Consider the following 24,651-nt stretch of genomic DNA (forward strand, 5'->3'; position numbering starts at 1 on the left):
TAACAATGAGAACCTCGAATCGGGACAGAATTCATGGAAAATAAAGATCATATCCTTTACGACAAAGCCGGAAAACCATCCAAAGAACCAGCCTGGATCTTCCGAACCTACGCGGGACACACAAACGCGAGAGAATCGAACGAACTCTTTCGAAAAAACCTCTCCAAAGGTCAAACCGGACTCTCCATCGCCTTCGACCTCGCGACTCAGTGCGGTTATAGCTCCGATCACGCGATCGCAAGACCGGAAATCGGAAAAGTCGGAGTTCCCATCAATACTTTAGAGGATTTTAGAATTCTCTTCGACCAGATTCCTCTCGAGGAAATGAACACTTCGATGACGATCAACGGGACTTCGATGTATCTTCTGTCTCTTTACGTCGCCCTCGCACAAGAAAGAGGCGTGGACATCGGACTCCTCCAAGGAACCACTCAAAACGACATCATCAAAGAATACCTTGCAAGAGGAACTTACATCTTCCCACCCGCTCAATCCATCCGCGTGATCGTGGATATGTATGAATACAGCTTGAAGAATATTCCGAAATGGAACCCGTCTAACATCTGTTCGTATCACTTACAGGAAGCGGGCGCAACGCCGGTGCAGGAACTCGCCTTCGCACTCGCGACTGCGATCGCAATTCTTGACGCAATCAAAGAAAGAAACTGTTTTACTCCGGACGAATTTGAACAATGCGTGGGAAGAATTTCGTTCTTCGTAAACGCGGGAATTCGTTTTGTGGAAGAGATGTGCAAGATGCGCGCCTTCACCGATATGTGGGACGAGATCACAAGAGACCGTTATCAAGTAAAACAGGAAAAGTATCGCCGTTTCCGTTATGGGGTTCAGGTGAATTCCCTCGGTCTCACCGAAGAACAACCGGAGAACAACGCCTGGAGAATTCTCATCGAAGCGTTAGGCGTCACAATGAGCCGAGACGCGCGTTGCAGAGCGCTTCAACTTCCCGCTTGGAACGAGGCCCTTTCCCTTCCAAGACCTTGGGATCAACAGTGGTCTCTGAGACTTCAACAAGTTCTCGCTTACGAAACCGACTTGCTCGAATATCCGGATCTTTTCGAAGGTTCTAAAGTTGTGGAAAGCAAAGTAAAAGACCTCAAAGAAGAAGCTTACAAGGAAATTCAGAAAATTCTGGATATGGGCGGAGCGATCAAAGCGATCGAAAACGGTTACATGAAATCCCAACTCGTCAAATCGCAGGCGGAACGTCTCGCAAAGATCAACAACAACGAACTCATCATCGTCGGAAAGAACAAGTGGACCGAAGGAATTGAATCTCCATTGATGACCGACCAAGACGGAGGAGTTTTCAAAGTGGATCCTAAGTCCGCGGAAGAAACTCTGAAAGTATTGGCAAAGACAAAGGAGAAAAGGGACGCGAACCAAGTGAAGACCGCCCTCGCCAATTTAGAAGCGGATGCAAAAGCTAATAAGAATCTGATGACCGCTTCCATCGAATGTGCGAAGGCCGGAGTTTCCACGGGAGAATGGGCCGACGTCTTAAGATCCGTCTTCGGAGAATACCGACCCTCCACGGGAGTCGAAGGACAAAAACTCAATCTCGAAACCGAAAAGGTGACAAGGGTCAGAGGAAAAGTGGAAGCCTTCTTAAAAACAAACGGAACCAGACCGAAGATCGTGGTCGGCAAACCGGGGTTAGACGGACATTCCAACGGAGCCGAAATGATCGCCGTTTCCGCAAAACACGCGGGTTTTGACGTGATCTATTCCGGAATTCGTTTAACACCGGAAGAAATCGTTCAGACCGCTGTGGAAGAAAACGCGGACGTGATCGGAGTTTCGATCCTTTCCGGTTCTCACCAAGAACTCGCGGAACAGATCTTTCAGGAACTCAAACACTACAAAGCTGACATTCCCGTGGTCTTCGGCGGGATCATTCCTCCGGGAGATTTTGACGCTCTTTTAAAACTCGGGGTTAAAGCGATCTTTACTCCGAAAGATTACGATCTGATGGACGTGATGGAAAAAATCATCGACATCATTTCCAAAACGATCAAAGCCGCTTAACGCGTCTCTGCGGAATTGTCTGTGAACACTTCTTTGCAAGAACTCGCGGAGCTCATTGAAGGCGCGCGGGAGGGAGAAAAATTTCCTCTCGCGAAACTGATCTCCGGCGTGGAAAGACCGGATTCCTTCGAGTTTAGAAAGAATCTTTTTGAAGAACTTTACACAAGAGGTTTGACCGGAAAAAATTCTTTGACAGTTGGTTTTACCGGAACTCCGGGTGCGGGGAAGTCCTCTCTTCTCGGAGAACTCGCGACTCAATTCTTAAAAGGCGAAAACGAAGAGACGATGGCGATCGTTGCGATCGATCCGTCCAGTCATATCTCCGGAGGTTCCTTGCTCGGAGATAGAACCCGCCTTTCGCTTCCTGCTCGCGAGAAAAGAATCTACTTTCGTTCCCAACCGAGTCAACTCGAGCTCGGGGGAGTCAATCCTTACACGTATCACGTCATTCGTCTTTTACGTTGTTTTTTTCGTTACGTCTTTATCGAAACAGTCGGAATCGGACAAAACGAAATCGAAGTTTCCAAACTCACCGATCTTTCGTTTCTCGTCTTGCAACCGTTAGGCGGGGATCAGGTCCAGTTTATGAAAAGCGGAATTATGGAAGTTCCGGATTCTTTTATCCTAAACAAATGCGACGAGGAACAACTCGCGAATTCGAGTTATCATATGCTGATAACTACTTTGGAATTCTTAAAGGATATCATGCCCGGAAAAAATCTTCCTCCGGTTTTCAAAACTTCCACCAAAACAAAAGTCGGGATCGTCGAACTTTTGGAATTCATTCGGAAAGCGGCTCCTTCCGGAGTTCGTTCCAAAGAAACCCTTCTCCAACTCAAAAAATGGATCAAGAACGAGTACGGTAACTTCGGTCTAAGATTGATCGAAAATCTCCCCTTCTCTAGTTCCACAAACTTTGAAACCTTAGAATCCCTCGCCTTGGTTGAGATCAGGAAACACCTGAAAAGTTGAAATTCGGAGAAAGGACTTTGGGTAGAATTCATACGAAGTCTTTTCGCGAAAATTCCGAGTTCAAATGGATTGAGATGCCGGTTTTGAATTGGTTTTGTCGAGAAATTGGAGTGGGCGCGCGGTCTTGACGGTCTTGACGGTCTTGACGGTCTTGACGGTCTTGACGGTCTTGACGGTCTTGACGGTCTTGACGGTCTTCGAATGGTTGCGAGACCTTTGCGGTTGTGCGGTTTCTTTTTTTGGGCCGGACGGTTTTGTTTAGGCGCTATTCGGGGGAAGATGGTAGGGGAAGGTGTCGGTCATTGGGTTGGGTTCGAATTCCAGTTCTCGGGAAATGAGGTTTTGTCGTAAATCGAGGGTCCAAATCATCCTGTAAGACTCGTGAAACCTAGGAACTCCTTGGTTCAAAGTATCCAGGATAGAATCCCCAACTCCAACGTCATCCAACCAAAGCAAATAATTAAAAAGATAACACCTCGAAACCCCGTGCGCGGCCGCAAGCGCACCCAAAACCGCCCAAGCTCCGGTGTTCACACGAATGCTCATCTTCTTCATTTTCCCAACTCCCCGATTGTATTTAATTTTCCCGGCCCTCCAGTGTAATCTCTTCAGAGAACTCACGTACTTCGTATATCTCCTCAAAAGATACGGAAGTTTTTTCCGAAGAATGTTCCTTTCCTCCAAACTCAATTCATCCCAATAAGAAAGAGGGATCAAAATAGAGTCTGTCCCAATCTCTCCTTCAATCAAAGCAGATTCAATCTTTCTCTCAGAGCTTAACGATAGAATGTCCATTAACCAGAACGGTTCCCGAAACATTCCACGATATCGCAAAAAGAAGAAAAAAAATCCTCCGAGAATCATTTTTAAGAACACTTCTCCTTGACATCGGAAATTTATTTCTTACATTCCTTTCTCTATGAATCTACCAAAGTTCATCCTCCTCTTCTTCCTTATCTTACCGATTTTCGCCGAAGGCGAACATCCAAATCACGCAATTGGAGAATCTCTACTCAAAATCTCCAAACGCGCAAACTTACCGGAAGCGACGATATCCGGGAACGGATACAGGGCGGTCGCTTTAGTTGGAGATGTGGACGGAGACAACGGACCGGGAACATTGGGTTACATAAAGAATATGCAAGAAGTAACAAAGGTCCTCAAATCTCGCGGAGTACAAGTCACCGAATTTTATAGTCCTCGAACATCCTGGGAACAAATCAAAGAAGCGATCCAGGGAGCAAACATAGTCCTGTATGCCGGGCACGGAATCGGGAGCAATCTTACGAATTCACCTTTTCATCAAAAGTATGTGGGAGGATTCGCTTTGAAGGGGAAATTCGTTTCCAACGAAGAGGTGGAGAATTCTTTAAAACCGGCGCCTGGCGCCGTTGTCCTTTTTCTTGGAGCCTGTTTTACTGCGGGGAATATGGCTTATGATATGGGAGTCATTGATGCGGAAGAAACAAAACACAGGGTCTCGATGTATTCCGCTCCATTTTTAAAGGCTGGATTTCAAGGGTATTATGCGACCTGGGCCCATTGGACCGCGCAGAGTATCGTAGCGGAACTTTTTACGGGAAAGAATTTTGGAAGTGTCTACGATACGCAAACCAAAGTCTCCGAAGTGACAAAACTCGATCATCCTGAATTTTCCAATGGAAAACTCTTTTATCATCGGGGAGTCCAAGGCGCCAAGGTGGTTTTTGACTATGCATTCGCCGGAAACCCGAACTCCAACCTTTCCAATCGAACTACCCCCGAAGAATCGAAACCATCAAACAACCCGCTCCCTCTGACGCCGGAAGAACAGGCTTCCAAAAACAAAGCCCTTATCAAAGCGGTTTACAAGAAGGATCTCAATACCGCTCTTCGTTTGTTAAACGAAGGCGCCGATCCGAATACGGAAACAAAAAGTTGGAGAATTCTTCATCTTTCCGTTTATTTTGATCTTCCGGAACTCACCAAAATTCTTCTCGAAAAAAAAGCGGATCCGAACTATCAAGTGGACGGTTATACGGCGTTATCTTTGGCAACCGCATACGGAAGGACCGCGATCATTCCTCTTCTCGAAGCGGCAGGAGGAACGAAATCCAGATCCACTTCGAGCAAACCGAAACCGCAATAAGCCGCTCAGCTCACTTTAAAAGTTTGAAAGCATGTGTCCAGGATTGGGATAAGAATCCGGGGATACACCAAAGAATACAAAGCGGTTCGATCGCACGGGCCGCTTCGACTTTCCCCATATCTTCCGTCTCCCAGCCGAAAGTATCCAAGATTTCTCTCGTCTGTTTTTTAGAGTTCTCGTCGTTTCCACAGATGAACATACTTGGCTTTCCATCTTTCAAAAGAGGATTGACCATCAAAGAACTACCGACCGAGCTGAAACACTTTACAAAGTTCGCCTTAGGATATTCTTTTTGAATCTGTTCCATAAGAGATTCATTATATGATGTGAAAAAATTCAGAACACCGTTCACGGGCGCGCTATCTCCGATCGGATTCGTAGTATCCAGAATGGTCTTACCGTTTAAGGAATCGCTCCCCGCCAATTTCAAAACCTCCTTCGCCGCGTTTCCCTTGCAAGCGAGAACAAGGATCTCACCGAAACTCGATGCTTCCGCAAAAGATCCCACCGAAGCGCCTTTTCCGGTTTTGGACAACCAGTCTTTGAGTTTTTCAGGATCCCTCGTGCCGATCTTTACCTCGGCCCCATACTTAAGGAATCCATCAGCTAACGTCCGCCCAACGATTCCAGATCCTAAAATCCCTATTTTCTTTCCTTTCATTCAAGCCTCCGTTTCAAAATAAATTTCTTTGCGGATGAAAACTGCCGTTTCACCCGCCGCTCTGCGAGCGGCGGGTCCGCCTCTTCTTCAAAACAACCTTCCCACTTAGACGTCCTTGTATCCTGTTTACTCCCAAGGAAAGACTCCGTTATTATAAAAACGAAACTTTCAAATTAGGAAAATATTTGTTTCCTCAAAAGATGAGATGTTCACCCTGGATTCTTAGAATCGGATCGAGTCCGATTCTAATCTAAGGTATTCCAATTTCAAATGAGAATACAACTTTGACAAGGAGTCAAAAATGAAAAAAAAGTTTCACTCTATAACCGCGATTTTGGCCTTCGCGATTTCTCTAACTCTCCTACCCTCTCTTCTTTTTGCCGAAGAGGACGCGCACTACATTCAACCGGATGACTTTTTTATTTCCAAAGAAGAATTCAAAAATCAGTCTTGGATTTACCTTCACCTCGCCAAACAACTCACTCCTCCGTCTGCAAAGACAAAAAGCGAAGGAGAGTTTTTACAAGTTCACGACGGAAATAAGGTCTGGACTAAATTCTTTTATTCTACCGAAATCGCAAAACAAAACGATCTCAAAATCGGAATAAACGTGATCATAGCTGACCTAGGAACCGAAGACGGTTATCGAGCGCCTGAAAACAAAGAAGAAGCTCGAACTTGTTCCTGGTTTATCGCAAAAATCACCGATGTTTCCGATCTCTACAAAGGGGTCGTCACCGTATCCGGCGGATATAAAATCAAAGTAGACGCAATCCGAGTTCCCGTAAAACCGATTCACAAAGGGAAATAATTTCTCCGTTTTATCGTTTTGAAAAAGGCCGAGAAAACTCGGCCTTTTTTATTTTCATCCAAAACGGCACTTCTGCTTTCAAAAACCTTCTTTTTCGGCGAATATCGATTCTTTAGAACGTTTCCAGTTTTTTTAAAAAATTTCAGAACTTTTCTGCAACAAGCTTCCTCAGTTCGGCTCCTATTTATTACAATAGGAGCTAATATTCAATGGCAATCATTCTTACCTTCTTTTTCGCACACTGGTTTTTATCGGCCTTTGTTCAGTCCTTCTTTCTTCACAGATACGCGGCTCACGCGATGTTTAAGATGAACAAGTTCTGGGAAAAATTCTTTTATATTTTTACCTGTGTCGCTCAAGGTTCTTCCTTTTTAAATCCTCGCGCTTATGCGATTATGCACAGACAACACCACGCTTACAGCGATACTGCGAAAGATCCGCATTCTCCGATCGCCTCTAAGGGTTTTTTGGACATGATGTGGAAGACCGCACTCAACTACGAAGCGATTTTGGATGAAAAAGCGAACGTCGAAAAAGACTTTCGAGGAAACTATCCGCAGTGGCCTGCGATCGATAAACTCAGCGATTCTTGGCCGTTTCGTTTGACCTGTGGAACACTCTACACGTTATTCTACCTTTACTTTGTTCCTGCCGGTCAATATGGATGGTATCTTTTACTTCCGATCCACTGGTTGATGGGACCGATTCATGGAGCGATCGTAAACTGGTGCGGACATATGTATGGTTATAGAAACCACAAAGAAAATCCTGATCATTCGAAAAATACTCTTTTCGTGGATTTTTTGATCGCTGGAGAATTGTATCAAAACAATCACCACGCACATCCGAATTCTCCGAATTTTGCATTTCGTTGGTTTGAATTGGATCTAACCTATCAAGCCATGAAGGTTCTGCATCTTTTGAAAATTATCAAAATCCAAAGAGCCGTCTGGACGGAAAAAGGGAAAAAGATTCTTCGGGGATCCGATGTCATCGTCGATCCTTCCCCCAGCGTAGCCGCTTAAGAATTGCTCCTATTACAAGCCCGCCTTCGGCGGGCTTTTCATTTTATAACCCACTTTCTTATTTAGAACCTCTCCCAAAATCGTAAAAGAAACCGCTTCAAGATTCAATGAGCTCGTATTCGGAAACGCGGGAGTTCCCACATTCAAAGAACTAGTCTCAAATGTGGGAACTCACACCCCCGTGCAAACCCATAACCTTACCCACAAAGTGGACTGAATCTTTAAAAGAATCTGTCGGAACAGCGACAGTCCTCCGTGAAACGAAAGCCCCGCCCAAATTTCGGGTGGAGGGGTGGGAGGCGGAAAAACTCCGGGAGACTTTTGCTCTATCATAAAAACCTTATCTTTGCAAGTAAAAAGTCTCGAATGTAGGAACTCCTACAAGAATTCCGATGGCCCCCTTGTTGATTCCAAATCGTTTTTCCATTTGCGGGTAAGGATATGGTGCATACCAAAGGAACGATTAGGAATCCAACAAAACGTCGATGAGACGTAATTTGTGGAAACTCCTGCACATGGATTAGAATTTTATAATTTAGGATTCTCGTATTTTGAGGCTTTTGGACGATTTCAAATTTTTTCAGACGAACTCTGAAATCAAATCAGAGGATGTGAAGAATCGCCTCCTTCCCACGAATAGCATCAGCATCCATCCTTTCTCCCCACAAAAAAAATTCATCGAAAGAACTTGTTTGAATTCGGACTTTAAGTTGGTCCGACATAGAATCAGGAAAGAATTTAAACGTTTCGAATACTCGGTAAAAAGTAGGAACTCACACATCAGAAAGATTTTTCAAAAAGAATCCTATTCCAAATTCTCCAGATCCTTTAAAACTTCTTCTTCGTAATTTTTTTTGAGGGTTTCGAGAAAGTTTTCAGGAAGAGGGATTTTATCGTTTAGGACGAGGGAGAACAATTCGTTTAACAATTTCTTTTCTTCAAAACCGGTAAAGAGCCATTCTAAAAGTTCCAGAGCGAGATCCAACTTTCCTTCCGAGGAAATCATCGTTCTAAATTCGTTTTTGATTTCTTCAGTTTTTCCGACCTTTAAAAAACCGCGAATCTTTTCGGGATAAAGATTCATCAACGTCTGTTTTTTTGCGTTCGGGGTAAACACAAAACCCTTTTGGCCCGGTGAAAGATGGGAGCCCACGGCTTCTTCGGCTGATTCCGAAGATACATTCAATTCTTTTAATGTTTTTAGAAGCACTTCTCCGAGCAGAAAATCCCGGAACGGATAAAACGGAAATCCCGCCCCCGACGAGGAATCCGAACTCATTCCTTTTCGATCTCCACCTGTTTACGAACCTTTTCGAACAAGTTTTCCAATTCTCCAGGCGTAAACTCGCGGGTCGGCTCAAAGGAACAAAATACAGCTCTATAATACTTGTCCTTATGCACGAGATAGAATCCGGCTTCTTCCATCAACGTGCGAAGTTTGGTTTCTCTGGATGCGGTGACCACGATCGTCACGGAGGACAACTTACTCTTTCTGTGATCGATATGAAAATAACAAAGGGCTTCTTCCGGATCCAAACGGTCGATTTCTTCTTTGATCTCGTCAAAACTCGTTACGTCCCTCGGTCCCTTCGGATCCCTGTAATTGATCAAAACCCTTTTGAAGTAGTGAACCTTGTTTCCTTCTGGAGTGATTTCGACGCCGTTTAAAACCCTTCTCTCGTCGGCGAGTTCTTTCATTAAAAACTCCCCTCTTCCCCGGGAACTTTCGATATCGAAAAGTTCGGAGGAGAAATCCCCTTTTTTTACGTTCTCGTTGATTTGAGAAAGAGTGTATTTCATTCCGGGTTTCATCTCGTGTTTGAAAGACATCTTAAAAAACGGGTTTACGACTTCATTATGTAATTCTAATTCGATTTCGGCGTATTTTCCCTGTCCGTGTTCCACGATGTTCTGCGTGGCCTCGGTCGCTATGATTCGGATCGTATCGGGATCCAGTCCGGCTAAAGACGAATAACGGTGTACGAAATTTTTAATCTCGTAGAGGGTTCCCAAACTTTCGTCGATCCTTCCTCGGATTTCATTCTCGACGATCTCTTCTCGAAAAATTCTCGCGTAGTATCTTACGCTTGCCATCCCCTTTTTTAAGTAAGGAGATTGAGCCGTATTTTCGATTTGCCGTTTGAGTTTTTTGTTTTCATCTTCTAATTCTTGAATTCGTTTCTCTTCTGGGGACATAAAGCTCTTTATTTCTGTAACGAGATTTTCACATTCCCGATCTGAAAACCGGGGGATTTCTAAACTACCTTCCACTGCTATGGGTTCAAGTGATAATTCACTTTCGATGCTGAAAAAACAAATCGAGCCGATTTAGACCTTTAGAATTTTTTTCGAGCCGGCTCGATTCCGATGAAAAAATTCTCAACATTTGAAATCGAATGAACTGAGTATATCTCGAACCCGAGCGAGTTTTTTATGAGTTTCCGACAAAAAATATTTTTAATCCTAAGTGCAAGTCAATTGTTCCTTGTTCTCATTCTCGCGTTTACTTTCATTCAGATGATCGACCGAGTCAAAAACGAACCCCAGGACAAACGCGCCCTAGACAAATCCGTAGACTTTCAAAAAGAGCTCAGACATAAGGAAGAAACGATTCGTTTTATGCTAAAAGAGTTGGAACGAAATTCGAAAACGATTTCGATCTTAGAATCCGGTTCGAACAACCGCTCACTCTTGAATTCCCAACGGGAATACTTTTTGGGGATCATGAAACAATACGACCTTTCGATCTTTGAAGTGATCTCCGCTTCGGGCAAAGTTGTCTATCGTTTTCACAGACCTGCGGATTTCGGAGACGATAAATCCAAACAGAAGATCGTGCAGGAAGCTCTCAAGGGTAAGATCGCTTCCACTCTGGAACTCGGTCACAGCGGCTTGGGTCTTCGTGTAACATCGCCTCTACGAAACGGCTCTTTGGTGTTAGTCGGGCAGGTCGTGGATCAAAAATTCACCGAGAATATCACGGGGTCCACGGATGTCCACATGGCTATTTACGAAAAGGACAAACAGATCTCGGTTTCCGGCGATCAAATCCAGAAGTATCTAAAGAATCATCAGCTCCCCTCTCTCAAAAGCGGATCCCGTTTTCCCTTTGACGGAAAGTATTTTTATCTCACAAGAATTCCTTACGAAAACAAGGGTCTCACCAATTTAGCGCTCGAGTTCGTTCTAATGATCGACGAGACGGAGCTTCATACGACCACACAGAATCTCTGGATATATTGCGGTCTTTTAGCGCTTTCGATTTTTATAGGAATTCTTCTCGTATCGTATCTTTTTTCGAGGGACATCATCAACGCCGTCAAAGCCTTAAACTTCGCGATGAAAAATCCGTCCGAAGACGAGACCACCATCATCGATCTGGATCGCACGGATGAACTCGGTCAGATGGGAGAAGTATTCGTTCACATGAAAAAGGAACTTTTGGATCATCAGCTTTTTCTGGAAAGAAAGGTAGAAGAAAAAACCCAGGAACTTCAGGACACCCTGAGCGAAGTCCAAGCTTTGAAGGAAAAACAGGACGGGGATTATTATCTCACCTCTCTTCTCATCCAGCCTCTGACTGCGCTTCGTTATTCCGATGAAAACACAAGGATAGAATCCGTTCTCAAACAAAAAAAGGAATTTCAATTCAGAACTAAAAATTCCGAAATCGGAGGTGATCTCTGCTCCATCCAAGAGATCACCCTTATGGGAAAAAACTATGTAGTCATCTTGAACGCCGACGCGATGGGTAAATCCATCCAAGGAGCGGGCGGAGCCTTGGTGATGGGAACCGTTTTTAAGGCGATCATCACAAGAACACTCCTCTCCCGTTCCAACCAGAAAAAAACTCCGGAGAAATGGTTAAAGGACTGTTATACGGAACTCCAAAACGTCTTTGTAACGTTCGACGGAAGTATGTTAGTTTCGGCGGTGATCGCGTTATTTGATCAGGAAACAGGAGCCTTATATTCGATCAACGCGGAACATCCTTGGATGGTTCTCTACAGGGACGGAAAGGCGAACTTTCTAGATCCCGAACTTCTTCTTCGTAAGATCGGATTTACCGAAAACGCATCGGAACCGATCATCCGCGTTTTTAAACTCGAACCGAACGATTTCGTTTTTATAGGCTCGGACGGAAGAGACGATCTCCTTCTGAAAAGACCGGGCTCCGAAGAAACGTTTATGAACGAGGACGAAACCCTATTCTTACGGCTCGTGGAACTCGCAAACGGAGACCTCGCCGATCTCGAAAAACTGCTCCATCACGCGGGAGAAGTCACGGACGATCTTTCCATTATGAAAATTGCATATAAAACCGAAGTGGAACTCCCTCTGCAAAAAATTCCATCCGCCGGAGACGAATACAACCGTCTGGTAAAAGAGGGAATTCAGGAAATCCGAAAAAAAAATCTAAAAGTCACAAGGGAACTTTTCGAAAAGGCTCTTACAATCAGCGACGCGGATCCGGGTCTTTACAAACAACTCGCGAGAATCTGCATCAACCAAAAGGATTTTTCCGCGGCGGCCGCTTATTCCGAAAGTTACGTGGATAAGTTTCCGTTCGACAACGAATTCTTATATTACACTTCCTTTGCGTTGCGTAAGATCAAAGAATATTCCAAGGCGATCGAATATTCGGAACGTCTTCGTTCCCGCGAACCTGAAAATATCCGAAACCTAAAACATCTTGTGGAACTCTACAGACTCGTCGGAAATCGTTCCAAGTTCCGTTTTATCATGACGAACCTAAAGGCGCTCGTCGCGGAAAAAGAAGCCAGAGACGAAGACTACGATCAGGACGTTTCTTCCGAAACGATTCTGGTTTAATTTAAAAACGCGGAGCGTCCGATTCTTACCGATCCTTTTTTCGGAAAGAATCGAACGGCGCGCAAAACCGAAACGCTCCCCACTGAACGTTCCGTAATCCTCAAGACCGGTTTTGTGAAACAATTCTCCCTCTAAAACATTCTTCGCAAAAACCTTCCTTTCAACCGGAAACAAAAGACCGGAAACTCCCAAAAAATGGGTTTCTGTTTTCCAAAGGATCTTGTATTTGGATCATTCAATGGCTTTGGAGAGATTACAGTCCGTCAAACGAGTTCTCATCTTAGGAAAACGAACCAAGTTCGAGTTGGATTTGGAAGAATGGGGTTCTCTCGAAATTCTCCAAAAAATCTATAAGATCCAGAACGATTCTTTTGCGAGAATCCACGAATCGCATCTGAGACAAGTCTCCAATCGGGAAACTCTCAAACGGCTTTTCCCCGAAAGCACGTTTATCTTCCGCAAATCCATGGAAGAATTTCCGCCTTCCGGCTATGACCTCGTGATCGCGCTCGGAGGGGACAATCATTTTACCTATGTGGCGCACCACGCCGTCGATACGCTCGTCCTGGGATGTAATTCCGACCCTCCTACATCGGTCGGAGCCCTTCTTTCCTTTCACGTCGAAGATATCAAGGAAGCCTTGGAAACCGGTTGGAAAAACGCGATGATCGAAGAATGGCCTTTGATCGAAGTAAAAATCGATTATCCGGACGGAAGAAAGGTCAGCACTTTACAGGGAATCAGCGAGATTTCGATTCGGAACAACAGCCCGGATCTTACGAGCCGGTTTTTTATCTTTCACGGGAAAGAGATGGAAGAACAGAAATGTTCCGGTCTCCTGGTTTATACGGGCGCCGGTTCCACGGGATGGGTTATGTCCTGTGAAAACAAAGATACAAGTTTTGACAAACAATCTCCGTTTTTCAAAGTCTATTGTAGAGAACTTCGGAAAAAGGAACACACTCGATATACCCTCGACCATTTCACGGTCTCGGATAGTTTTAGTTTGATTTCCGAAATGAAAGGCGGAATTTCGATCGATTCTCTTGCGGAAACGATTTACGATTTTCCACCCGGCGCAAAAGCTGAATTTAAACTCTCTGAAAAAAAATTACATGTAGTGGTTCGTAAGTTATGAGTCAATTGAGCATCAAAATAAAAGAGACATCTGCGGGAATTTTCGTTTATACGCTCGATGGAAGACTGGACGAAAGCAGCTTTACCGATTTTAAAAAGGACATCATCGATCCGCCTCACCCGGACGTAGTCATTCTCAATCTCGCGGAATTAAAATACATTTCCAGTTCCGGAATTCGGGCGATCTTTGAACTCAGAAACAAACTTTCCAACGAAAGTAAAAAACTTCTTCTCACCGAAGCTTCGGACAAGGTCATTCAGATCTTCAATCTTCTAGGTTTGTGGAAACCGTTCACTCATCTGGAATCCGAAGCCGAAGCTCTCGAAGTCGCCAAAAAATAAATCCGATCTACTTTAGATAAATTGCAATCACTCCCGGTCTTGGGATCGAGTTTCCGCCTTGAGGCCAATGACTCGTCGGATTCCGATAGTCCTTTGTGGTTTCACCTGGATGTTGCACCGAGACAAACAATTCCTTTTCATCGGGAGTAAACCAGAGTCCGGTGAGTTCGGCTCCGACCGGAGCCGAGGCAAACTGAAACGCTTTCCCCGAGTCCGTTCCCGAAGTCGGAATCACGAACATTCCGTTGTTTCCAAATTTCTTATATACCGAACGATTGAGATTCTTTTGGGAAACGTCGGTCACCATCCAAAGATTTCCCCGTTTGTCAAAGGCGAGATTGTCGGGCGAGGCGAATCCGGACCCGCGTCCGCCCGCTGCGAATACTTCAAAGTCGAATTCTAAACCTGCGTGATTTCCGGATTTTTCCTGAATTCTTACGATCTGACCGAAAAAATTCCCGTGAGAATCGTTGTTCGTCATCGCGATAAAAACAGTCCCGTCGATCGGATGAATTTCTATGTCTTCCGGCCGATCCATCGGAGTCGCTCCGCAGATCTTCGCCGCCTCTCTGCAATGAACAAGAACGTCCGCCTGAGAATTGAATCTTCTTTTTCCGTTTTCTAATTTAGAATTTTTTAATACTTCATTGATTTCCAAATCGAGAGGAATCCAGGTTCCCTTCTCGAAATCGGCCGCGTAAAGAATCCCTTCTTCCAAAAGACTCGAGTTCCCCGCTCCGTACGACGGATCATAAGAATTTTTTGATATATACTTATATACGAATTGATCCTTCGCGTCGTCGCCCATATAAACAACGAGTTTTCCCTCCGGAGACAAAACCAGAGCCGCGTTTTCATGGGAGAATCTTCCGAGTGCGGTATGTTTTACCGGTGTGGATTTGGGATCGAACGGATCGACTTCGATCACCCAACCGTAGTGGGCTTCTTGGCTGAGTTTACAGGATTCGATCACCCATTCCACGTTTTCTTCGCAGGAAAGAATCGTATTCCAAAACGTGGTTCCTCCAGCACAATTGGCGAAGGTTCCAAAAACGCGATTTGTGTTCCCTAACGCAGAACTACCGGCTGCGGGCCCCGTCATACGAAACTCGGTTAAGCCGTTGATTCTTCTTCCGTATTTCGAATCGGGAGACATCTTCCAGTCTCCATTCTCCTTAGATATCCGGAGAACGGAACCGCCTAACGCATACAGGTGCTGTTCGATCTGTTTATCGGTCCTCAAATTCGGGCCTTGTTTCTGACTATCGTAGCCGTTTACGTAGTATTCCAATACTCCGAGGGTCTCGTGATTGTTCCAAAGAAGACCGTTGTCTTTTTTTCCCTTAAAAGGAAGATAACAATTGAAATCGGAATTAAACCCGAACGTATCTCCTTGCGGATTGATACGATCTCCGAAGAGCGCGATCGTGCCGTATCGATATCCTTCGGGTAGAATCAAAGAATCCTGTTCTCTCGCGCCGACGGGTTGAAACTTAGGAAAGGAATTTTTGACGGTCGGAATGGAAGGTTTGTTATAAGTGCGTTTGCCGGAACCGAAAAGGTTCCCGGACTTTGCAAGAGCGAGCGCTCCGATTCCCTTCCCTAAGTATTCTAAAAACTGGGATCGAGTCAGTGTCATACGTCTAAGTTTTCAGAATCTAAAACGATCGCCATCCTGAATTTCCCGATCACTTCCTATTTTATCTGGTTGTAATAATCCGAAGGCATTGAAAACTATCTGACAGAACTTGATTCTTTTTCTTCCATGAATTCATCTTCCTATTCAACTCCGTTTTATAAAATTCTTTTCGTACTAGGGTTGGGTTCGATCCTTTTCTTTCTTCCTTTTTATCTGGTAGTCTCCGGAGAAAACAAACATCTCGATCGGATTTATCAGAGTTTGAGAGAACCTGGCGCGACCGTCTTCGGGACGTTGACGGAATCGGTTCGAGTGGAGAAGTCGGGCAAACGCGCCTATCTAGTTTCCTATCGGGTTCCAGACGAATCCGGAAAACTCCACGAGATCACGGAACAAGTCGACGAAAATCTCTATCAGAGACTTCGGGTCGGAGATAGTATCGAAATCCGCAGAAAAACTTTCGAAACCTTCGGTAAAATCCGCGTTTTGGCGAGAATCAAAAAGAATTCCCTTTTTATCAACGACTTCGATTTTTTGGAAATTTTCGCTCTGACCGGACTTTGTTTTTCGGCGGCTCTGATTTTGACCGGAATCTATTACGGAATCTTCAAGGGTCGGGCAGTTTGATAAAGAATGGATTTTCTTTCTTAAAAATCAACTGCACCTGATACGGCTCCATCACGTAACGGGCCGGATTCATCTCATAGGAAATATAACAGAAATACTTGTCATATATTATGATATACATATATTCCTGAAACTTTATATGTTGCATCTGATTTTTAATTCCGCGCATCCAGATCGAATCCAGCTGTACTCGTTCGTAACGCACTCCTGCCGCCTTGATTTGTTTTAAATATTCCGGCGGGGTTGCGGGCTCTCTTCTTCTGAGCTCCAGCTTAAAGGAGCGGATGAGATTGTATTCTAACTTTGCCTTTTCTAAGGAATCGATATCCGGAATCGTGCGGAAATAGTATTCGTAGTATTCCTTGTCTAAGGATGCGGCGTTTTTATGAGCCTCTCCGTTTTCTTCCGGAGCTCTGGAGATGGGTTGAGAGGTCGGAGCAGAAGGCTCCTCTGCGTAGAGGATTCCCGAAAGAATCAATAAAATAGAAAAAAATTGTTTCCGAAGTCGGTCCATAAAACGCACATTATATGTATCGGACCGACTTTGGAATTCCAAGCTTTTTTTCCCGGTTTTTAGGAGGCGCTCAACTCCTCTAAGGTCTCCGTGGTCCGTTTGAGATACTCGGCGAACTCCGCTTCTCCGAATATCTTCGAAGAAAGAAGGGCCATGTCGTATACTGTACGAGTCAATTTCGCCGCCTTTTCGGGGTTAGGTCCTTTAGAAAGAGCCAGGATGTTTTTCACAAGAACCGAGCGGGTATTGAGAACGAGCGTATGGTTTTTCAGAAGATCCATCGGCTTCTGACCTCCCATCAGATTCATCTCGCTCAATCGACGCAGATGTTCGGGAAGAAGAACTACCGCGGGAACTCCTTCGGCTTTGAGAGGTTCCGCCTTGATTTCCAATCCGTCTCGTTTTAGGGTTTGTTCAAAACATTCCTTCACACGATCGGCTTCGGTTTTGTTTTCGGAATCGACCAAGGTGGAAGCGTTTTCCTTGTCCACAACTCCGTCCGCGAGTTCGGAATCCACTCTCTGGAACTTCATTTCCGAATTCTTAGATTCAATAAACTGAACAAAGTGAGAATCGATTCTGGAATCCACAAGAATCGCCTCGAGTCCTTGGGACTTGAGAAGATCCATATAAACGGAAGAAGTTTCCGCTTCGTTTGCGTAGAAGACCTTTCCCCCGTTTTTTTCCTTATTTTTGGTCCAGTATTCGTCGAGACGAACGACGTCTCCGTTCGAAGTTTTGAAAAATACGAGATCCTTTGCGGCTTCGTAGAACTTATCGTCGGTGAGCATTCCGTATTTTACAAAAATGGAAATCTCTTCCCAATTCTTCTTAAACTCTTCCTCGTTCTTTTTGAATTCCTCGTGAAGACGATCCGCGATTTTTTTTACGATATGCGCGGAGATCTTTTTTACGAGAGGATCGCTCTGAAGATAGGATCTCGAAACGTTAAGCGGAAGATCGGGAATGTCGATCGTTCCCTTAAGAACGGTCAAAAACTTCGGCACCAATTCGTTTGCGTCGTCGCTTACGAATACGTGATTGCAGTAGAGTTTGATTCCGGATTGATTCACGTCCAATTCGTGTTTCAATTTAGGAAAGTATAATATTCCCTGCAATCGAAACGGATAATCCACGTTGAGGTGAACATGAAACAACGGTTCTCCCGAAAAAGGAAAAAGATAGTTGTAGAACTCGTCGTATTTTTCCTTTGTCACCGAAGCCGGAGTTTCGGACCAAAGAGGAGTTTGTTTGTTAGCCTGTTCGGTTTTTACATAGATGGAAACGGGAAGAAAATCGCAGTATTTACGAATGAGTTCCTTTAACTTCCACTGATCCAGATATTCTCCCGAATCCCCGTCGAGATAAAGCGTGATCTTGGTTCCTCGAGTTGTTTTATCGCCGGCGCGCAGAGAGAACTCGGTTCCGGATTCGCTTTCCCAAACTACGCTCGTGGAATCTTTTTTGTAGGATTTGGTTTCTATGACAACCTTTGTAGAAACCATAAAACAGGAATAAAATCCTAAACCGAAATGGCCTATAATTTCGGGTTTTCCTCCTTCACCTTGAAATTTTTTGACAAATTCTTCGGCGCTGGAGAATGCGATTTGATTGATGTATTTCTGAACTTCTTCGGAACTCATTCCGATTCCGTTGTCTTCGATCGTAAGAATTCTTTTTTCCTGATCGAAGTCGAGATCGATTCTGTAATCGGTGCCGCCTTCGAATTCTTCGGAAAGGGAAATTTTTCTTAACTTGGTGATCGCGTCGCTCGCGTTGGACACGAGTTCTCGAATGAATATGTCTTTTTCGGAATACAACCACTTCTTGATGATTGGAAATATGTTCTCCGTTTCTACGGAAATTCTTCCTTTGATCTCTTCGCTCATTTAAGTTTCCTCCCTTAATTTTTTAACGATTGTCTTTGCGATTCTTAGCAAATTCTTTTTCCCATCGGAGTTCAATCGACGGGAGATTTCGACAAAGTTGGATTCCGTCCGGGAAATGTTTGCCAGAAAGGAAGCGTCCGGTTCAGAGATCCCCTTTGACAGCAGAGATTGCTTTAATACCAAGCCTCTTTTGCTCCCTACCAACAAGTCAAGTTCTTTTAGTATCGGCCCTCCGGTGATCCGGAGGATGCCGGGAATCCAATCTAAGAATTGAAAACCGTTTTCATTTTTTTTCCAGCGAATCCAAATCGAAAGTGATGCCGAAAACAAAATCAAAAAAACGAGAGATAAGAATAAAACTCGTTTCGAAAAAACGGAAGACGCCCCTTCTTCAGTCTTTTCATCGATCGAAGGTTTTTTCCTTTTAGACTCGGCGAGCACTTCCACGGATGGGAATTCTAAAATCGAGTTTTTATAGGTTCCGGAATCAGGATCGAAATAGACAAAAACCTTGGATCCTTCCTTCCAGATTCCTTTTTTATCCATCGGAATCCCGTATTCGAATTTTGCAGTGGAATAAAATCCGTATTCCGAGTTTTCCAACTCGGTGAATTTCCAGGACCGATATGTGTCATACAACGTGGCGTGCGGAAAACAATTTTTTCCGCCGTTACAGGAGGAGGAAAAAGGATCGGAAACGGAGGAAAGATTTCCTTCTCCTTCGATGATCACGGTGAGATAAAGTGTATCTCCCACGGCAATTTCGGAAGGATCGTTTTTGATTCTTATCTGAGTTTTAAACTTCCCCACTCCTCCGCTGAAATTTTCTTCTGTTTTTGGGAGCGGTCGCACCGAGATCTGATTCGGAATCGTGGAGACCGTCTTTACGTTGAAGTAGGATTGCAGTTGTCCTTCCAATGAGAACGTCGTTTTGCCGAGATAAAAATCACCGGGGCGAAGCGGGATGAGAGAATAGATTTCCTTATTGTAAACCGCGACGTCGTAGACGTTTCCTTCGTATAAAATCTGTTCCGGAATTTTTACCGCGACTCCTGATAAAACCTCGCTTCTAAAATACGGAAACTGAATCGAGTCCGCGGGATTTCGATCGAAATAGGGTTTTCGTACGTCGCGATAATAAAGCGTAAAATATCCGATGATCGGTTCTCCGATCCAGGCTTGTTTTTTACTCGTCTGAAACAAAACGCGAAGATCCGCGTTTTCCGGAAGATCCTCTCCTTCGACTTGAAAGAATCGATCGAAAAAAGATCCTCCTCGACTTTTCGCGGTTTGTGTTCTTGCAAGCACCTGGACTTGAGTTGCGCCGGGAGTAAACGTTTTACCGTTGACCTCGATGCTCAGCGGCGGGAGTTCGAAGGTTCCTTGTTTGGAAGCCTTGATTCTAAACTTCAAAAGTCTTTTTCGAAAAACTTGAAAGTTGATGATCGTGGTATTCTCTTCGATACTCGCGTAAACAACGGTGATATCTCCGTTGGAAAAGGAATTCCGAGGGATCGTATATTTAGAATTGAGATCCATCTCGAAAACGGCAAAGGATTCCTCTCCGAGATGAAACATGTTTCGCGTAACGTAGAATTTGGTTTCTTCCGCGCCGAGCGCGAACGCGCAAAAAAAGATTAAAACTGATAAAATCCTTTTCACCAAAAGACCTCTCTGTCCCGGCTCTTTCTGCTCTTTCTTCGAATCTGATTGAGATCTAAGGAATCCAAAATTCTTTTGGCTTCCTCTTCGGTTAACTTCCCTTTTTGATCACGGGGAGATTCTCCGATGACGTCCCCGTTTGAGGAAGGATCGTTTCTATTCTGCGGTTGATTTCCTTTTTGTGAAGGAGAATTTTTCGGATTTTGATTGGAAGAATTCGGAGTCGAGTTCGGAGAATTTTTCGGAGGAGGATTTTGTCTGAGATACTCCAGATTTTTTCTGGCTTCTTTGAGATCGGGATTGAGTTTGAGGGCTTTGATGTATTCTTCCGCGGCTTTTTTCCGATCTCCCGCGCGCATATAACTGTTTCCTAAATTAAAGCGCGATCTCCACTGCAGTTCCGGTGAAGAAGAATTTGCCGACTTTTCAAAATGGCGGATCGCCTTGTCCAGATTTCCAGACTTAAACTCCGCGGCTCCTCGGTTGAACTCCAGTCGCGGATCTTCCGGGAAATAAGTTTCCGCCTCCTGGTATTTTCGCAAGGAATCGAGATATTCTCCCTGATTGTAGTGTTCCAATCCTTCGCCGATTCGATTGCCGCCCGGATCCAATTCCACCGCGCTGGCGGAGGCTGAAAAAACTAAAAAATACATAATTGCAGAATATTCTAATATACGAATCCGTTTCACGCCGCGGCCTCCTCCTTTTTTTTGGAGAATAAAAACGCTTCCACAAAAACCCAATCCATGAGCATACAAAGAATCGCGGCAAATAAAAATTTACCCGAACCTTCGGCCCGTTTGAGATCTTTCTTTCTGGAATAAAGATTCTCCTCCAAAGAACGAATCTCCTTCTGAAAAGACTGCAAATCGGGTGGATTTGTTTCCAAAGAATACAAGGATCCGCCGTTCTTTCCCGCGAGTTCCCGTAAAAAAGCGGGATTCATCTTCGTCTGAATGACTCCGGGAACGTTCGCATTCGGACTCAAGGTTCCGTCTTTCAAAAGATAACCGCTGAGACCTGACTCTTCGTCGTTGTATGCGATCGGTCCTCCGGCTTCCGTTCCCGTAGCCCAGATCTGAAAGTTCGCGGGAAAGGAAACGAGTTCAGGATCGTTCTGATCCTCCCCGTCGGTCACCAAGATAAGAATTCGATTGCGAAACACCTTCTCCGAGTTTAACAGATCTTCCGCTTTTTGAAAGGCCTTCTTTAAATCCGTTCCACGGTCTCCCACCATATCCACGTCCAATCCTCGGACATAGTCGGAAAAAGCCGCCACGTCCGAAGTCATAGGACAGTATAAAAACGGACTCGCGGCAAAGACTATCATTCCAAAACGATTCCCCGCAAGCGAAGGTAACATTCTCAGAAGAGTTTCCTTAAATTTTGCGAGTCGGGTCGGCGCGTTATCGATCGCCTGCATCGAAAGGCTGACGTCAACGAGAAAAAGAATGTCGACTCCACGGAACGATTCCTCTTTTTTTTCGTCCTTATAATCCGTCTTCCAGCCCGCAAAAAAAATACAAATCAAAGTTATAAACAAAAGAACGATTCTCGCGGCAACAAGGCCGGCCTTTGGGAAGGAAGAAGTGCGTTCCAAGCCGGGATACTGGATTCTCCAATTTGAAATTTTATAAATCAAGTATATTCTAATACTCGAATATATGGACCAAAAAGCGAGGACCGCGTAAAAAATAGTCTTGAGATAGGACGAAAACTCGTGACTCATACGTAATACCGAAAGACAAACGATCGTAAAATAAGATCCAGGAGTAATACAGCAAGAGCGCGATAGAGCCAGAGTTCGTATTCGGTTTCCCTAACTTCCTTCGGAGGAGCGGCCAACGGATCCTTTTCTAAAGAATCGATGGAGGCGAGAACTTCCTTCATTTCCTCGGGATCTTCCGCCCGAAAAAACTGACCGCCGGTGTTTGCGGAAAGCTCCTGTAAAATTTCGAAGTTGATCTCGTATGAACTGTCTTCCTTTCCGATCCCGATCGAATAAATTTTGGCTCCGATATGTTCCGCGAGATCGGTGGCAGTGACCGGATCGATCTTACCCGTATTGGAAACTCCGTCCGTGATCAGAACGATGACCCTTGAACGAGCGCGAGAGGCTCGTAGACGATACGTGGAGAGAATGATGGCGTCTCCGATGGCCGTCCCCTGCTCCGCAACGGTTTCCTCCTCAATCGTGCCCAGAATCTCGTTTAAAGACTCCCTATCTCCGGTTAGAGGCGCCTGCAAATACGCGGCTCCGGCAAAAACCACAAGACCAAGACGATCGTTCTGACGTTTTTCGATAAAACGTCGAAGGAGTTTTTTGGAAACTCCCAGTCTTGTTTCCGGAAGAAAGTCGCGGCTTCTGGACATCGATCCGGATACGTCGAGAGCGATCATGATATCCACTCCTTCCTTTTCATCCGGAAGAAAGGTCGTTTTTTTTCCGGGTCCGGCAAGAGCGACGATGAGAAAGCTGAGTGCGATCGGACGAAGTAAAGGAAGAAGAATTCCGAATCTTTCCATCTTCGAAAAAGAACCCGTTCTTCTTCCCGGAAGACGAACCTCCATCCTCCGAAGATACATTCTTCTTTGATAATATATCAGAGTCCAGATCCAGACCGGGGCAAAAAATAAAAAAGCGTAAGGATATTCAAAATTCATGATTTATCCCAGGTGTTTTTCCAGTGAGAAAATTTGTCTTCGGCGTCTTCTTTGGTGAGAAAGGATTCTCCTGGTTTGAATTTTTTTTCGGTTAAGAATTTTCTCCAAGACTGCAGTTCTCTTTCTTCAAAAGGAAATTGATCGTATAAAAATCGAAAGAGTTCCGCTTCGGTAAACGCCGAAGTTTTTTTTCCCGAAAGATTCGCCGTTTTTTCCCGGATATAACCGGACAAAAGTCTCGCAAATTCCCTCGCAGGGATCCGGTCTTTTTTTAAAAGTTCTTGGAGACGGATTTCATAAACATCCATTCTTTCCAGTTGTGGAGTCGTTTGTACGATCGCGTCCATCGGCGAGGATTGTCCCGCATACAATCGATACGCGTAAATTCCGAACGCGAGAAGAATTCCGAAAAGAATTAGAAACACAAGAAGTCTTCCCAGATACGATCCGGAAAAATTCAACGGAGGAATGATATCGGATGGGCCGGTATCCGAATCGGAAAGCGCCGAATTTACGAATACTTTTTTTTGCGAGGATTCTCGTTTTCCGTTGGAAAGAATCCAGGAAACCGGAATCGGAAATTCTCCCGTTGCGTAAAAAGAAATTTCAAGCGCAATACTCGTATCCTTTTTTTCGGAGAGAAGAACTTCGAACCAGGGAAGATCGGAAACTCCTTCCGCAAAATGAATTCCGACCTGGGGCGCTACGATCTCCTTGATTTCTCCGGCGGACCACTTGAGTTCGTAACGCACCTTCTGCGCGACCAAAACCGTTTCGGGGGAAAGAGTTTCGACCGCTTCCCCCGCGAGCGAGGAAGTAAGGATTAGAATCCAAGAATATACGATCATTTGAATTCTTTTTTTCATTTTGAAAAATACCGCATTATTTTCTTCGGATCCAATTCCGATTCGGTAAGATCCAAGAAAGAGCCTTGAAAAAAAGAATTTAAAGTTTTTGTTTCGTATTCGGGAGAGAGGGTTCTTGCAAAAAGGCCTCCGCTTTTTTCCTCGGGATCTCTTGTGTAAAAAAAGGAAAGTATGGACTTCGGAGTTTCCATTTCGATCGGATCTCGAAAACGAATCGCGTGGAGAGAATAAAGTTTTTTCAGACTCGAATATTTTTTGAGAGCTCCGATTCCGATGAAGTCGCTTAACAAATATACTTCGGCGTGTCTGTGGACCCGATTTTTTAGATATCGAAACGGTAAAAGAGGATCGGAGATTCTTTCGACCGATTTTTTTTTCGATATTTTTTGGAGCGTGGGGAGAAGTTCGTCTCGGGATCGGAGAAAGTCGGTTTCCCATTCCACCTTATCGCTGAAAAGAACGATCTTGACACGATTCCCTTTTTGGACATAGAGTAAGGAAAGAAGAGCTAAAACTTGAAACGCATTTTCAGAACGTGAGAATTCTCCGGAACCGAATTCCATAGAACTTGAGATATCGTAAAAAAGAATCGCTTGTCTTTCTTTTTCTTCGTAGAATTCCCTTACGTAGAGTTCGCCAAAACGGGAAGTCACGTTCCAATCGATCAAACGAGTGTCGTCGCCGAAACTGTAGAGACGAACGTCCTTAAAGTCGAGCCCCCTTCCGCGTTTCGAACTCTCGGCGCTTCCCGCTTTTTCCCGAAAGGACCGCGTTCTACGACCCAACTCGAGGTTCGAAAGAATGGATAAGAATTCTTTACGAATCATAAAGGACG

22 protein-coding genes are annotated in these 24,651 nt (G+C 44.7%); 9 read left to right on the forward strand and 13 right to left on the reverse strand.

Going from position 1 to position 24,651, the window contains the following annotated elements; all coding sequences use genetic code 11:
- Window positions 1-33 precede the first annotated feature (33 nt).
- Window positions 34-2,046, forward strand: a complete 2,013-nt coding sequence (locus JWG44_RS18685) for a protein meaA (protein WP_205276544.1) — start codon at window positions 34-36, stop codon at window positions 2,044-2,046.
- Window positions 2,047-2,067: 21 nt separating this feature from the next.
- The gene (locus JWG44_RS18690) at window positions 2,068-3,018 is read left to right on the forward strand and encodes a P-loop NTPase family protein (protein ID WP_205276546.1); all 951 of its coding nucleotides are present in this window, start codon (window positions 2,068-2,070) and stop codon (window positions 3,016-3,018) included.
- Between the two features lie 258 nt (window positions 3,019-3,276).
- Here JWG44_RS18690 and JWG44_RS18695 read toward each other — a convergent pair whose 3' ends face one another.
- On the reverse strand, window positions 3,277-3,813 hold the full coding sequence (locus JWG44_RS18695) for a DUF1564 domain-containing protein (RefSeq protein WP_205276548.1): 537 nt from the start codon (window positions 3,811-3,813) through the stop codon (window positions 3,277-3,279).
- A 124-nt stretch (window positions 3,814-3,937) separates the two neighbouring features.
- Here JWG44_RS18695 and JWG44_RS18700 point away from each other — a divergent pair, with 124 nt between their 5' ends.
- The gene (locus JWG44_RS18700; RefSeq protein WP_205276549.1) at window positions 3,938-5,146 is read left to right on the forward strand and encodes an ankyrin repeat domain-containing protein; all 1,209 of its coding nucleotides are present in this window, start codon (window positions 3,938-3,940) and stop codon (window positions 5,144-5,146) included.
- Between the two features lie 10 nt (window positions 5,147-5,156).
- Here the strand turns inward: JWG44_RS18700 and JWG44_RS18705 are convergent, their stop codons facing one another.
- Window positions 5,157-5,807 (reverse strand): NADPH-dependent F420 reductase, encoded by a 651-nt coding sequence (locus JWG44_RS18705; RefSeq protein ID WP_205276551.1) that lies wholly within the window; start codon window positions 5,805-5,807, stop codon window positions 5,157-5,159.
- Window positions 5,808-6,108: 301 nt separating this feature from the next.
- Here JWG44_RS18705 and JWG44_RS18710 point away from each other — a divergent pair, with 301 nt between their 5' ends.
- Both JWG44_RS18710 and JWG44_RS18715 read left to right on the forward strand, forming a co-directional pair.
- The gene (locus tag JWG44_RS18710; RefSeq protein WP_205276553.1) at window positions 6,109-6,618 is read left to right on the forward strand and encodes a hypothetical protein; all 510 of its coding nucleotides are present in this window, start codon (window positions 6,109-6,111) and stop codon (window positions 6,616-6,618) included.
- Between the two features lie 209 nt (window positions 6,619-6,827).
- Entirely contained in the window at window positions 6,828-7,643 is an 816-nt protein-coding gene (locus tag JWG44_RS18715) for an acyl-CoA desaturase (protein ID WP_205276554.1), read from the forward strand.
- Window positions 7,644-8,448: 805 nt separating this feature from the next.
- Here JWG44_RS18715 and JWG44_RS18720 read toward each other — a convergent pair.
- Both JWG44_RS18720 and JWG44_RS18725 read right to left on the reverse strand, forming a co-directional pair.
- Window positions 8,449-8,922, reverse strand: coding sequence for a hypothetical protein (locus tag JWG44_RS18720; protein ID WP_205276555.1), 474 nt, complete (start codon window positions 8,920-8,922; stop codon window positions 8,449-8,451).
- Window positions 8,919-9,839: an ATP-binding protein gene (locus JWG44_RS18725; protein WP_205276556.1), complete on the reverse strand. Its 921-nt coding sequence runs from the start codon at window positions 9,837-9,839 to the stop codon at window positions 8,919-8,921. The genes JWG44_RS18720 and JWG44_RS18725 overlap by 4 nt, the downstream gene beginning before the upstream one ends.
- Window positions 9,840-10,121: 282 nt before the next feature.
- Here JWG44_RS18725 and JWG44_RS18730 point away from each other — a divergent pair, with 282 nt between their 5' ends.
- The 3 genes from JWG44_RS18730 to JWG44_RS18740 all read left to right on the forward strand — a co-directional run bounded on the left by JWG44_RS18730 (window position 10,122) and on the right by JWG44_RS18740 (window position 13,955).
- Complete coding sequence (locus JWG44_RS18730) at window positions 10,122-12,476, forward strand: SpoIIE family protein phosphatase (RefSeq protein ID WP_232371743.1); 2,355 nt, start codon at window positions 10,122-10,124, stop codon at window positions 12,474-12,476.
- 238 nt (window positions 12,477-12,714) lie between these two features.
- Window positions 12,715-13,614 carry an NAD(+)/NADH kinase gene (locus JWG44_RS18735; protein ID WP_205276558.1) on the forward strand — a complete coding sequence of 300 codons (900 nt, stop codon included), beginning with the start codon at window positions 12,715-12,717 and terminating at the stop codon, window positions 13,612-13,614.
- Window positions 13,611-13,955, forward strand: coding sequence for an STAS domain-containing protein (locus JWG44_RS18740; protein ID WP_205276559.1), 345 nt, complete (start codon window positions 13,611-13,613; stop codon window positions 13,953-13,955). The genes JWG44_RS18735 and JWG44_RS18740 overlap by 4 nt, the downstream gene beginning before the upstream one ends.
- 7 nt (window positions 13,956-13,962) lie before the next feature.
- Here the strand turns inward: JWG44_RS18740 and JWG44_RS18745 are convergent, their stop codons facing one another.
- Window positions 13,963-15,594, reverse strand: a complete 1,632-nt coding sequence (locus tag JWG44_RS18745) for a PhoX family protein (protein WP_205276560.1) — start codon at window positions 15,592-15,594, stop codon at window positions 13,963-13,965.
- Window positions 15,595-15,720: 126 nt separating this feature from the next.
- On the opposite strand from JWG44_RS18745, the gene JWG44_RS18750 reads away from it, so the two are divergent.
- Window positions 15,721-16,221: a hypothetical protein gene (locus JWG44_RS18750; RefSeq protein WP_205276561.1), complete on the forward strand. Its 501-nt coding sequence runs from the start codon at window positions 15,721-15,723 to the stop codon at window positions 16,219-16,221.
- Here the strand turns inward: JWG44_RS18750 and JWG44_RS18755 are convergent.
- The 8 genes from JWG44_RS18755 to JWG44_RS18790 are packed head-to-tail and all read right to left on the reverse strand — an operon-like array spanning window position 16,202 to window position 24,643.
- Window positions 16,202-16,777: a hypothetical protein gene (locus tag JWG44_RS18755; protein ID WP_205276563.1), complete on the reverse strand. Its 576-nt coding sequence runs from the start codon at window positions 16,775-16,777 to the stop codon at window positions 16,202-16,204. The two genes, JWG44_RS18750 and JWG44_RS18755, sit on opposite strands and share 20 nt — an antisense overlap.
- Window positions 16,778-16,794: 17 nt before the next feature.
- Window positions 16,795-18,624, reverse strand: coding sequence for a molecular chaperone HtpG (htpG, locus tag JWG44_RS18760; protein ID WP_205276565.1), 1,830 nt, complete (start codon window positions 18,622-18,624; stop codon window positions 16,795-16,797).
- Complete coding sequence (locus JWG44_RS18765) at window positions 18,625-20,286, reverse strand: BatD family protein (RefSeq protein WP_332460812.1); 1,662 nt, start codon at window positions 20,284-20,286, stop codon at window positions 18,625-18,627.
- Complete coding sequence (batC, locus tag JWG44_RS18770; RefSeq protein ID WP_205276574.1) at window positions 20,283-20,975, reverse strand: TPR repeat-containing protein BatC; 693 nt, start codon at window positions 20,973-20,975, stop codon at window positions 20,283-20,285. Before batC ends, JWG44_RS18765 begins: the two co-directional genes overlap by 4 nt.
- A complete protein-coding gene (batB, locus tag JWG44_RS18775) occupies window positions 20,972-22,015 on the reverse strand; it encodes a VWA domain-containing protein BatB (RefSeq protein ID WP_205276576.1) in 1,044 nt (347 codons plus the stop codon). Before batB ends, batC begins: the two co-directional genes overlap by 4 nt.
- Entirely contained in the window at window positions 22,012-22,950 is a 939-nt protein-coding gene (gene batA, locus JWG44_RS18780; RefSeq protein WP_205276578.1) for a VWA domain-containing protein BatA, read from the reverse strand. The genes batB and batA overlap by 4 nt, the downstream gene beginning before the upstream one ends.
- Window positions 22,947-23,816, reverse strand: a complete 870-nt coding sequence (locus tag JWG44_RS18785; RefSeq protein WP_205276580.1) for an LB_053 family protein — start codon at window positions 23,814-23,816, stop codon at window positions 22,947-22,949. The genes batA and JWG44_RS18785 overlap by 4 nt, the downstream gene beginning before the upstream one ends.
- Complete coding sequence (locus JWG44_RS18790; protein ID WP_205276582.1) at window positions 23,813-24,643, reverse strand: DUF58 domain-containing protein; 831 nt, start codon at window positions 24,641-24,643, stop codon at window positions 23,813-23,815. The genes JWG44_RS18785 and JWG44_RS18790 overlap by 4 nt, the downstream gene beginning before the upstream one ends.
- Between the last annotated feature and the right edge of the window lie 8 nt (window positions 24,644-24,651).

The sequence above is a fragment of the Leptospira ainazelensis genome (genome assembly GCF_016918785.1).
GTDB classification, from domain to species: Bacteria; Spirochaetota; Leptospiria; order Leptospirales; family Leptospiraceae; genus Leptospira; species Leptospira ainazelensis.

What these genes read in the sequence shown, in the direction of transcription:
- JWG44_RS18685 (WP_205276544.1), top strand. Translation starts at nt 34, where the DNA reads ATGGAAAATAAAGATCATATCCTTTACGACAAAGCCGGAAAACCATCC.
- JWG44_RS18695 (WP_205276548.1), bottom strand. Translation starts at nt 3,813, where the DNA reads ATGGACATTCTATCGTTAAGCTCTGAGAGAAAGATTGAATCTGCTTTG.
- JWG44_RS18700 (WP_205276549.1), top strand. Translation starts at nt 3,938, where the DNA reads ATGAATCTACCAAAGTTCATCCTCCTCTTCTTCCTTATCTTACCGATT.
- JWG44_RS18705 (WP_205276551.1), bottom strand. Translation starts at nt 5,807, where the DNA reads ATGAAAGGAAAGAAAATAGGGATTTTAGGATCTGGAATCGTTGGGCGG.
- JWG44_RS18710 (WP_205276553.1), top strand. Translation starts at nt 6,109, where the DNA reads ATGAAAAAAAAGTTTCACTCTATAACCGCGATTTTGGCCTTCGCGATT.
- JWG44_RS18715 (WP_205276554.1), top strand. Translation starts at nt 6,828, where the DNA reads ATGGCAATCATTCTTACCTTCTTTTTCGCACACTGGTTTTTATCGGCC.
- JWG44_RS18720 (WP_205276555.1), bottom strand. Translation starts at nt 8,922, where the DNA reads ATGAGTTCGGATTCCTCGTCGGGGGCGGGATTTCCGTTTTATCCGTTC.
- JWG44_RS18725 (WP_205276556.1), bottom strand. Translation starts at nt 9,839, where the DNA reads ATGTCCCCAGAAGAGAAACGAATTCAAGAATTAGAAGATGAAAACAAA.
- JWG44_RS18735 (WP_205276558.1), top strand. Translation starts at nt 12,715, where the DNA reads ATGGCTTTGGAGAGATTACAGTCCGTCAAACGAGTTCTCATCTTAGGA.
- JWG44_RS18740 (WP_205276559.1), top strand. Translation starts at nt 13,611, where the DNA reads ATGAGTCAATTGAGCATCAAAATAAAAGAGACATCTGCGGGAATTTTC.
- JWG44_RS18745 (WP_205276560.1), bottom strand. Translation starts at nt 15,594, where the DNA reads ATGACACTGACTCGATCCCAGTTTTTAGAATACTTAGGGAAGGGAATC.
- JWG44_RS18750 (WP_205276561.1), top strand. Translation starts at nt 15,721, where the DNA reads ATGAATTCATCTTCCTATTCAACTCCGTTTTATAAAATTCTTTTCGTA.
- htpG (WP_205276565.1), bottom strand. Translation starts at nt 18,624, where the DNA reads ATGAGCGAAGAGATCAAAGGAAGAATTTCCGTAGAAACGGAGAACATA.
- batB (WP_205276576.1), bottom strand. Translation starts at nt 22,015, where the DNA reads ATGAGTCACGAGTTTTCGTCCTATCTCAAGACTATTTTTTACGCGGTC.
- batA (WP_205276578.1), bottom strand. Translation starts at nt 22,950, where the DNA reads ATGAATTTTGAATATCCTTACGCTTTTTTATTTTTTGCCCCGGTCTGG.
- JWG44_RS18785 (WP_205276580.1), bottom strand. Translation starts at nt 23,816, where the DNA reads ATGAAAAAAAGAATTCAAATGATCGTATATTCTTGGATTCTAATCCTT.
- JWG44_RS18790 (WP_205276582.1), bottom strand. Translation starts at nt 24,643, where the DNA reads ATGATTCGTAAAGAATTCTTATCCATTCTTTCGAACCTCGAGTTGGGT.